At 67.4% G+C, this 9752-nt stretch carries 9 protein-coding genes and 1 pseudogene; 7 read left to right on the top strand and 3 right to left on the bottom strand.

Translation table 11 applies throughout. The features are described from left to right. Positions 1–365, top strand: a 365-nt coding sequence (locus tag FUT87_RS06395) for a DUF5329 domain-containing protein (protein ID WP_147240465.1), incomplete at its 5' end; no start/stop codon positions are given. 100 nt (positions 366–465) lie between these two features. Here the strand turns inward: FUT87_RS06395 and ampC are convergent. The 3 genes from ampC to FUT87_RS06380 all read right to left on the bottom strand — a co-directional run bounded on the left by ampC (position 466) and on the right by FUT87_RS06380 (position 3799). Beyond that, on the bottom strand, positions 466–1632 hold the full coding sequence (ampC, locus tag FUT87_RS06390; RefSeq protein ID WP_404935366.1) for a class C beta-lactamase: 1167 nt from the start codon (positions 1630–1632) through the stop codon (positions 466–468). 449 nt (positions 1633–2081) lie between these two features. Continuing rightward, on the bottom strand, positions 2082–2657 hold the full coding sequence (locus FUT87_RS06385; RefSeq protein WP_147240463.1) for a hypothetical protein: 576 nt from the start codon (positions 2655–2657) through the stop codon (positions 2082–2084). Continuing rightward, positions 2654–3799, bottom strand: a complete 1146-nt coding sequence (locus tag FUT87_RS06380) for an AAA family ATPase (protein WP_147240462.1) — start codon at positions 3797–3799, stop codon at positions 2654–2656. Before FUT87_RS06380 ends, FUT87_RS06385 begins: the two co-directional genes overlap by 4 nt. A 228-nt stretch (positions 3800–4027) precedes the next feature. Between FUT87_RS06380 and FUT87_RS06375 the strand changes: the two genes are divergently transcribed. The 6 genes and pseudogenes from FUT87_RS06375 to FUT87_RS06350 all read left to right on the top strand — a co-directional run. Beyond that, entirely contained in the window at positions 4028–4219 is a 192-nt protein-coding gene (locus tag FUT87_RS06375) for a DNA methyltransferase (protein ID WP_147240461.1), read from the top strand. Between the two features lie 224 nt (positions 4220–4443). Further along, positions 4444–4944, top strand: coding sequence for a hypothetical protein (locus FUT87_RS06370; RefSeq protein WP_147240460.1), 501 nt, complete (start codon positions 4444–4446; stop codon positions 4942–4944). 278 nt (positions 4945–5222) lie between these two features. Next, a complete protein-coding gene (locus tag FUT87_RS06365) occupies positions 5223–5651 on the top strand; it encodes a hypothetical protein (RefSeq protein WP_147240459.1) in 429 nt (142 codons plus the stop codon). 159 nt (positions 5652–5810) lie between these two features. Then, positions 5811–8033 carry a diguanylate cyclase domain-containing protein gene (locus tag FUT87_RS06360; protein WP_147240458.1) on the top strand — a complete coding sequence of 741 codons (2223 nt, stop codon included), beginning with the start codon at positions 5811–5813 and terminating at the stop codon, positions 8031–8033. Positions 8034–8212: 179 nt separating this feature from the next. Next, a pseudogene (locus FUT87_RS06355) lies at positions 8213–9273 on the top strand (SAM-dependent methyltransferase). A gap of 14 nt (positions 9274–9287) precedes the next feature. Beyond that, positions 9288–9752: DUF1295 domain-containing protein (locus tag FUT87_RS06350; protein ID WP_147240457.1), on the top strand; the 465-nt coding region annotated here is incomplete at its 3' end.

Here is a 9752-nt window from a genome sequence, read left to right as displayed (position 1 = left end):
TGGCCGCGCCGATCGCCGGCCGGGCCGATCCACTGCCCTCGGCGGCGAAGGCCGAGGTCACCGCCTTGCTGGGGCGACTGCAAGCCTCGTCCTGCGAGTTCAATCGCAACGGCGATTGGCACTCGGCGTCCGACGCGAAGCGGCACCTGGAACGCAAGCTCGCCTACCTCGAGGACAAGCAGCTCGTGAAAACAGCGGAACAGTTCATCGAGCTCGGTGCCTCGAAGAGCAGCATGAGCGGCAAGCCTTACCTGGTGCGTTGTGCGGGCGCCTCGCCGGTCGAGAGCAAGGCGTGGCTCATGCGCGAACTGGCCGCCGTGCGCGCCGCGGCCAAGGGCGCGTCGGCACCGGCACCGACACGTTAGGACGGCGATCGCTCAGCGGGTGCTCTCGGGCGATGGCGCGAGAGGATGCTGGCCAGCGCTGCTCACGCACAGGCCACGGCGCGTTGAGCAGGGCTCTGGATCAATGGGCCGGCGCTTCCTCCAGCTTCCGCAAGATGTCATAGGCCGCGTTCACGCGGTCCGGGATCGGCCAGTTGCGATTGGCCAGGAGCACGATGCCCAGGCGCTTCTCGGGCACGAACGCCGCGTACGCGCCGAAGCCGCGGGTGGAGCCGGTCTTGTTGAACAGGCGCGGCCCCGACGGCGTCGCCGCGATCGACGTCACCTCGCTGACCGCGCGGCCCAGCGCGTTGCCCGCCTGCAGGCGATCCAGCGCGACCGGCCACGGGTACTGCTCCCAGCCGAGCCCCTGCGTCATGGGCCCGACCTGGAACATCCCGACCTGCGTGCCCTCGATGGCCTGGCGCGTGCTGGGTGCCAGGCCGCTGGGGTCGATGTTGAGCCGCACGAAGCGCAGCAGGTCCGCCGCCGCCGTCTTGATCCCGTAGGCCTCGGCATCGAAGACGCCCGGCGTCACGCGCACGGCCCGCGCCTGGTCGTGGCCCCAGGCGTAGTCGGCCATCGCGGCTGCGGGCACCCGGATGAAGGTTTCGCGCAGACCGAGCCGGGGCAGCAGGTCCGACTCGACCGCCGTGGCGAAGTCATGCCCCAGCGCGCCAGCGACCGCCCGGCCGAACAGGCCGATGCTCGGGTTCGAGTACTGCCGCTTCGTTCCCGGCGCGAAGGCCGGCCGCCACTGCTGGAGGTAGCCCTGCATCGAGGCTTCGTCGACGACCTCGTCCGGGATCTGCAGCGGCAGGCCTCCGGCCGTGTAGGTGGCGAGCTGCCGCAGCGTCGCGCGGTCGATCGGATGACCGCGCAGCGCCGGGAGCGTCCGGCTCGGATGGTCGGACAGCGACAGGCGGCCCTCCGCCGCGGCCTGGGCGCCCAAGGTCGCGGTGAAGGTCTTGCTGATCGAGCCGATCTCGAAGAGCGTCCGATCGTTGACCGGCGCACCCGACTGGCGGGAGGCCACGCCGTAGCTGAAGACGTAGGAGCGACCGTCGACCGTCACGCCGACGGCCATGCCGGGGATGTCGTGACGCGCCATGGCGGGGCGGATGGCCTCATCCACCCAGGCGCGGATCGCGGCGGCATCGGGTGCTTGCGTGGTGGCGCTGGTGGCGCTGGTGACGGTCAGCGCCAGGGCGCTCAGGGTCGCGATCGTCGGCCGACGTGCGGCGCGCAGGAAAAGTTGCATCAATGGAGCCTCTTGGCAATGCGACCGCGATCCGATCGCGGCCTGGGTCCAGGACGATAGGCGTCCGCGCTGCGCCTCGGCGCTGCAAGCGGCGTTACGGTGGGCGGCTGTAACGCCTTTGTCTGCCGGCGACGGCGACCCACCCCTTCTGACCACCGAGGCCTGTTGGCGATCCGCGTTGCCGGCCGGGTCGCCAAGCCCGGATCGATGCCGGTCGGGACCTGCAGCACTTCGCCCTTTCGCTTGTTCACCCAGGCGCGTAGGACGACGCGCGGCGCCTCCTTCTTCATCAGATCAGGCGCGGCGGGCGCTTTAGCTTGGCGGTGCGGCGCCGGGCGAGCGACTTCTTGGTTGGAGTGGCCTTGCTCATGCGCCCCGCCGTGCCGAGTGTGGCGGCTGCGCTCTGAGCAGAGCGCTTTAGTTCATTGAGCTGCGTTTTAGATTGATGCCGAGTAGCGCGTCAAAACGTCTGCGGCATAGGTGAGATAGGCGCCATCAGGGATGACCAAATCTCCGCGTGCAGCCGCAGCGACAAAACTTGTGCTTCTGATGCGAACCCTATTGGCAGCATCCACATATTTGTCGTCGGCCCGACCGTCGCTGTGCATCAGCGCATTGCGCCTCTCACGAACCTCATTGAAGTCCTCCCGAACATCAATGGGCACTGTTGCGATTCTTTCGATGGCGTGTTGCAGGGCTCCGAGGGTGCCGGTATCAGTTTTGTTTGCTGCTGTCAGTCGAGCGCTGAACCGCCTTTCGAGAACCGCAATTAGCGCAATGAACAGGTCGCGAGCTAGCCTACTAGACGCGTATCGATCCAGGCTCGCACGCGCCTCATCAATGGTCTCGTTCTGCAGCAATCCCGACATGCTACCTACGGCAGGGATGCCCTCGAACTGCAGGCGGCTTCGGCCATTGGTTGGCGTCGGCGCCAATAATTTGAGTGAAGCTCTGATGCGCCAGTAGTTTTCCACTACCTCTTTGGCGCCCGCCACAAAGTCATCGTGAGTCATCGCCCATACCGCATCAGTCGGACAAAGCCCTTCATCAGCGGGTCCTTGAACTTGTAGTTCCCGGCCATGACCTGGGCGACGATTCCGCGCTTCTCTGGCGACATCAGTCGCTTCACGGCCGCGCCCAGCGCCTGATGGCTCACAGCCTCATCACCCTCATCGCGCGCAATTGCATTGGCCCGGTCATAAATGGCGCCAACGGGGCAAGCCGATCCGTCCAAGCTGGCCAACGCCCAAATGAGTCGCCGATAGACGTGAGACCCCTTCTTGGATAGGACGGCCAGCTCATAGGTTTCGCGCAAGGAGTGGTCCAGATCTTGAGCCGTTTCCAAGGTCGCATCACGCAGATCTTGAGCCCCAACGGTAGTCGAGTCGCGGCTCAGGGCGAAGCGCACCGCGCTAGTGGCCAACAGGTGCAGGTAAAAAGGCATCTGATCGGACATCTGCACCATCTCTGCATTAACGGCGGCGCCAAACTTGATCCCCAAAACGTTCTCGCCTCTCGTCAAGATCGCCTGAAGCTCCGTGACGGTCATCCGTGTCAACGGCACCTGGCGGAGATGCCGGAAGTTAGAGAGGTGACCCGCTAACAATCCGTCAGCCGTCTCGTTCACCCCGACCATCACCAATGTCACGTGCGAGTGATTGGTCGCTGCGTTCTTCGCCAGTTCGGCAAGCGACAGGATGAGAGTCTTGTCCTGCACTCGATCAAGTTCGTCGAGGACGATGCAGAGCTTCTCGTCAGGTGCGAGTAGTTGCAGAAACTGATTGCCCGTCAGCCGGCTCACCGGAAGCGTCATCCCTCGAGTAATGATCGAGTCGGAGACTGCGTCAAAAGTGATCGTCTGCGGATGGGTACTCTGGTACTTCAGCGCTGTGTCGCGCAGCAATGACGCGAATGAGGCTGACTCTTCGCAGAAGACATGGATGCGCTGTGTATCTGCCGTCGCCACGTTTGCCAATGACGTTTTTCCACAACCCCGCTCGCCGTAGAGCACGACGTGCAGACCAGGGGCGCTGACGGCATCGCGCACACGCCGAAGTTCATCTTGCCGACCGACAAACGAGTTCGGGTCCTCGATAGGCGCATGGGGCCGGAAGGCGTTGGCTAGCAGAGCGCTTTGGGCATCAGAAATGGGCATTATCTGGCTCCGAAAATTGTCGTGTGATGTTGATAGAAGGCGCGGCTCCGGCGCTCCCGATCAAGATCATCGAAATCTGAAAGGAGCTTGCCCAGCAAGAAAAACAGGGTGACTGCACCCGGCTAACACCTGGAGCAGAGACTCCCACAGAATGTCTGGTGAGCCTGACCAACGGCCCTACTACTTCCCAGGAGGCGGGGCGCAGTGTAACAACACCGAACACAATCAATGACTCCCTGGAAGGAAGAGCCATTGGTCAGCATTAATGACCATCCGGCGTTCTGGAAGGTGTTCGCGGGCTTCCATATGGAGAGCCTGGACACCACCTATTCGGTGGGAGGCGGGGCGAAGGCGATGCTCCGAAATGAGTTGGTCATCTGGTCGTGGGACCAAGCGGCTGAACCGGCCGCACTGTCCTAGCGAATGTGTCAGGCCAGGGTTCGGTCTTGATATTTGGCCTGAGCCTAGCGCTCCACGCTTGTTCCTCCCTGAGCGTGCCCCAAGCCAAAACACGATGAGCTGTTGGCGCACCGGCCATGCCGGGGCGTTTTGTCTGGTGGCGTCAGATCATCACGACGGCCCGAGCCGAACGAGATCTAGAGTTACTGTCCTTGAGAATGCCTCGGCTCCAGGAGCCCCTGACCATGACGCAAAGCAACCCACCCATCCGGCGCTACTGGAAGATGGCCAATCCAGATTCGTTGAACAGCCTTTGGTTTGACGTTCTTGGCTGGGTGGCCTACTACTTCGCGCAGCTAGAAGGCGCGAGCTATCTCATCATTGAGTCCCTCGAACAGACCCCGGCCGTCCGAGACGTCTGCTGTGACCTGGGTTATGAGAAAAGGTCGAAGGTGGCTGCCGGCCTGATTGCTGCAAAGGTGGCTGGAGACGCGACGCTGACCGCGGACTGGCAAGCGTTCTGGACCAAAGCTATCGATGCGGCGCCCATGCGAAATAAGGTGCTCCACAACCCGCTCACGAAGGACCTGCTCGCTCAGGAAGAGATGGAGGAGCATGACGGTGTCCAGGTCAGAAAAGGCAAGAAGTCGGTTCTGACTCTCGGCGCTGTCCAGGCCTACAACGACCAACTCGTCGCACTGAACCGGGAACTCCGCGACCTTCTTCAACGCTCCAAGCTGGTCTGAGTCAAGGCGAGTGTCGGCCTGAAAGGCTTGCAGGCGGTGAGATTGTCCTAGGCGCATTTTTGTTTCGCAGGAAACCGAGGCGTCTGCCGTGTATCTCGCGTCATCACCATCCGAGATCGCGCCGCGCTTCAACAGTCGCGGGGATGAAGCATGTCATGTTCGTCGCCAGCGCCAGCGCTGCCGTGAGCACGGGCGTCGATATCATGCGCAGCCGCCGGACCGCGCGGACCGGCCGCCAACCAACGCGCCGCAGTGCGCGACATCAGGGAGAAGATTTCATGCGGGCAGTGCTGCTCATCGTCATCGTCGTGGTGCTCGGCGTCATCGGCTGGAAGAAGCGTGACGAGATCCCGTTCCTGCGCGATGCCACGCGCGAGCTGGAGCGCCAGGCCGGCAAGGTCGAGCTGCCGAAGCTGCACACCGGCAACGACACGCCGGCGGGGCCCAGTGGCGGTTCGGCGCCGTCCCCGGGCGGTGTGCGCCGCTGCGTCGTCGACGGCCAGGTGCTCTACACCAACGAGGCCTGCCCGCGCGGCAGCGCCGAGCAGAAGGTCAAGGGCGGCACGGTGTCAGTGATGCCGGCCTACAAGGCCCCGCCGCCGCCCGAGCAGGCCGGCTCCGGCATCCCCAATGCGCGGGAGTTGCTCGCGCCCAAGGGCGGCACGCTCAAGGACAAGGCCCAGGAACGGGCGATGGAGGGGCTGTGACACCCCCCGCATTCCCGGGTTTACGGGCATCGCGTCACAGGGCCGGGGCTCAGTAGACTGGCCCTGAGGCCGGCCACGGGACCGGCCACCTCGCAGGGAGACCAGCCGGGACAGGGCTCAGCGCCCGCCCGGCGCGCCGGAGCCGATGCTTCGCAAGCCATGCCGCTGACCGATCCGCAACTCCTTGTCGACGGTGCCGCCAAACGCCGGCGTCGCATGACGGCCTGGCTCGTCGGCGCCAACCTGACCGTCGCGCTCGTGCTCGCGGCGCTGGTCTGGCATGTGCTGGACGCGTCCCATCGCACCTATGCGACGCAGGCGCGCGATGTCGCCGAAGGCCTGGCCGCCGTCGCACAGCTCAACGTCGAGGCCGAGATCGGCCGCGTGGACGCGGTGTTGCGCGCCACCGGCGCCGAGCTTGAGCGGCTGATGGCCGCGCCGGGCGGTGCCCCCGACACGGTGCTCAACGAGGTGCTGCATGCGCGCTTCGGCCTGCTGCACGGCATCGAGGCCTTCCGCGCCGCCGACGCCAGCGGCGAGGTCCGCTGGGGCACGCGCCTGCCCGCCGGCGCGCCGACGCGCGTCCATGACCGCGACTATTTCCTCCAGGCGCGCGCGCTGGCCGAGCCCGCGACGCTGGTGACCGGTCCGCTGGTCTCGCGGGTGTCGGGCAACTGGGTGGTGGCGTTCGTGCGGCCGCTGGTCGTGCGAGGCCGCTTCGCGGGCGTCCTCTACGTGAGCGTCGGCGTCGACCACTTCCGCCACCTCTTCGAGCGCTACGAGCTGGCGCCGCTGGACGCGATGACGCTGCGCCGCGACGACCTGCGGCTGGTCGCGCGCATCGCGCCGGGCAGTCCGGTGCAGGGCGAGGTCGGCGACACGAAGGTCTCGGCGCGGATGCGCGAGATGCTGGCGGCGAATCCGCGCCAGGGCAGCGTGGTCACCACGGTGAGCATCGACGGCCGCGACCGCACCAGCGCCTACCGCGCGCTCGACCACTGGCCCTTCGTCGTTTATGCCGGCGTGAACAACGAGCGCTTCTTCAAGCCCTGGCGGGAACAGGCCTGGACGGTGGCGTCCCTGGCGGCGCTGGCCTGGCTGCTGGTGGCGCTCGCCACCTGGCACGTGCGTCGCGCCAACCGCCGCGAGGAGCAGGCCATGACGGCGCTGGCCGAGCAGGGCAAGCGCATCCAGGCGCTGATGCGGGTCTCGGCGGATGGGATCCACATCATCGACGGGCGAGGGCGGCTGGTGGAGATGAGCGACTCCTTCGCGGAGATGCTCAAGTCCACCCGCGCCTCGCTGATGGGGCGCCACGTCGGCAGCTGGGACGTCAACCAGGACGAGGCGGCGATCAATGCCTGGCTGGCGAAGATCAAGGCGGGCGACCGGCAGCGCGTGGACGTGCAGCATCGCCGGGACGACGGCCAGGTGATCGACGTCGAGCTGCAGCTCAGCGTCACCGAGATCCGTGGCGAGCTCTACGTGTTCTCGTCCGGGCGCGACGTCACCCAGGCGCGGCGCCTGCAGCGCGAGCAGGCGGCGATGCTCGACAGCGACCTGGTGGCCATGGCCAAGATCGAGCACCGCACCATCACCTGGCGCAATCGCGCGCTGGAACGCATCCTCGGCTACGGGCCCGGCGAGCTGCAGGGCGCGCCGGCGCGGGTGTTCTATTGGGACGACGCGCAGTACGAGGAGGTCGGGCGGCAGGTGTATTCGGCGCTGGCGGAGCACGGCCACTACCGGTCGCAGATCCGGATGCGCAGCAAGGGCGGCGAGGCGGTGTGGGTGGACTTCGGCGCGGCGCCGCTGTCGGTCACCGAGATCTTCGCGATGGCGGTCGACATCACGCCGATGAAGGCGGCGCATGAGCACCTGGCGCACGCGGCCTTCCACGACGCGCTGACGCAGCTGCCCAACCGGGTGCTGCTGCACGATCGGATCGAGCAGGCGCTGGGGGTGGCGCGGCGGGAACGCAAGCGGGTGGCGATCTGCTACCTGGACCTGGACGGCTTCAAGGCCGTCAACGACGAGCACGGGCACGACGCCGGCGACCAGTTGCTGGAGACGGTGGCGAGGCGGCTGCTGTCCCACATCCGGCCGCTGGACACGGCGGCGCGCCTGGGCGGGGACGAGTTCGTGCTGGTGCTGACCGGCGTGGATGGCGACGACTGGCGGCCGGTGCTGGCGCGCGTCGTCGACGCCATCGGCGAGCCGGTGACGCTGAGCTCCGGCGCGATCGTCGCGGTGGGCGCGACCGTCGGCGTCGCGGTGTTCTCGCCCGACGACACGACCGGCGCGCAGGAACTCATCGAGCGCGCGGACCACGAGATGCTGCGCGGAAAGCGCGACGGCAAGGGACGGGTGGTGGCGGGCTGAGGCGGGCGCGGCTCAGGCGCGGTCCGGCTCCGCGCCGAGCCAGGACGCGTGCGCACTGCGCCGACGGGGTGGACGTGAACGCGGGCGGGACGCTGGACGTGTGAGCGCGCGGCGTGACCGGAGATCCAAGTCGCCAAGCCCGGCGTACAAGCGGCAGACCAATCCCCGAAGGGCATGCCATGGCGCCTGCAATTTCCTCGATCGCCGTCCGGCTCGCCGAGCGCGGCTTGCTGCCTGAGGCCGCGGTGCGGCTGGGCATCCGGCGCCTGCTGCGCCTGCGGCTCGACGAGGCGCACCACCAGGACCCCGAGGCGGCGGCCGCGCTGACGCAGGACTTCCTGGCCGGGCTGCGCGCCGCGCCGCTGGCGGTGCTGCCGGAGCAGGCCAACGCGCAGCATTACGAGCTGCGCCCGCGCTGTTCGAGGCCATGCTGGGACCGCGGCGCAAGTACAGCTGCTGCTGGTGGCCAGAAGGCGTCGACACGCTGGCGGCGGCCGAGGAGGCGGCGCTGGCGGAAACCGCGGCGCGCGCCGGGCTCGCCGACGGGCAGACGATCCTCGAGCTGGGCTGCGGCTGGGGCTCGCTGAGCCTGTGGATGGCGCAGCACCTGCCGGCGGCGCAGATCCTGGCGGTGTCGAACTCGGCCTCGCAGCGGGCCTTCATCGAAGCGCAGGCGCTGCGGCTGGGCCTGCGCAACCTGCAGGTGCAGACGGCCGACTTCTCGTCCTGGGGCGAGGACGGCCAGTTCGACCGGCGCTTCGACCGGATCGTGTCGGTCGAGATGTTCGAGCACCTGCGCAACTGGCCGCGCGCCTTCCGCAAGGTGTCGAACTGGTTGCGCGACGATGGCCGCTTCTTCCTGCATGTCTTCGCGCATCGCGAGGCGCCCTATGCCTTCGAGGTCCGCGATGACACCGACTGGATGAGCCGCCACTTTTTCTCCGGCGGCATGATGCCCAGCGACGACCTGGCCTTGCTCTGCCAGGACGACCTGGCGCTGCAGCAGCGCTGGCGCTGGGACGGCCGCCATTACGCGCGCACCGCGGCGGCCTGGCTGGAACGCCTGGACGCGCACCGGGCCGAGCTGATGCCGCTCTTCGAGCGCGTCTACGGCCCTGCCGACGCCACCATGTGGTGGCAGCGCTGGCGGCTCTTCTTGCTGTCCGTCGAGGAACTGTTCGCCTACGACCAGGGGCAACAGTGGTGGGTCAGCCACTACCTCTTCGCGCCTCGGCGCTGAGGGCGGGGATGGACATGGCGCCTTCCGCTGTCGAACTCGCCGTCGCGGCCGGCATCGGCCTGTCGATCGCCGTCGCCATCGCGCTGCCCACCTGGCTGGTGAGCCTCACGCGGCGCGACGCGAGCCTGGCCGACCGCGTGTGGTCGGCTTTCATCACCGCGCCGGCGGCCTGCTATGTCGTCAGCCTCGGCGGTGATGCCCGGGCGCAGGTGATGCTGGCGATCACGCTGGTCTGGGCGCTGCGGCTCGGTGTCCATGTCACCGTGCGGAACTGGGGTCATGGCGAGGACCCGCGCTACCAGGCCATCCGCGCGCGCAACCAGCCCGGCTTCGGGCTCAAGAGCCTGTGGCTGGTGTTCCTGCTGCAGGCGGTGCTCGGCTGGGTCGTGTCCTGGCCGATGCTCGCGGCCAGCGGCGGCGGCCGGTCGGTGTGGTCCGCCTGGGACACCGTCGGCGCCACGCTGGCCGCGGGCGGCCTG

It is taken from the genome of Mitsuaria sp. TWR114, assembly GCF_007997345.1.
The sequence above is the reverse complement of the archived record's forward strand: the minus strand, read 5'-3'. Positions and strand labels throughout refer to the sequence as shown.

What these genes read in the sequence shown, in the direction of transcription:
- FUT87_RS06385 (WP_147240463.1), bottom strand. Translation starts at nt 2,657, where the DNA reads ATGACTCACGATGACTTTGTGGCGGGCGCCAAAGAGGTAGTGGAAAAC.
- FUT87_RS06380 (WP_147240462.1), bottom strand. Translation starts at nt 3,799, where the DNA reads ATGCCCATTTCTGATGCCCAAAGCGCTCTGCTAGCCAACGCCTTCCGG.
- FUT87_RS06375 (WP_147240461.1), top strand. Translation starts at nt 4,028, where the DNA reads ATGACTCCCTGGAAGGAAGAGCCATTGGTCAGCATTAATGACCATCCG.
- FUT87_RS06370 (WP_147240460.1), top strand. Translation starts at nt 4,444, where the DNA reads ATGACGCAAAGCAACCCACCCATCCGGCGCTACTGGAAGATGGCCAAT.
- FUT87_RS06365 (WP_147240459.1), top strand. Translation starts at nt 5,223, where the DNA reads ATGCGGGCAGTGCTGCTCATCGTCATCGTCGTGGTGCTCGGCGTCATC.
- FUT87_RS06360 (WP_147240458.1), top strand. Translation starts at nt 5,811, where the DNA reads ATGCCGCTGACCGATCCGCAACTCCTTGTCGACGGTGCCGCCAAACGC.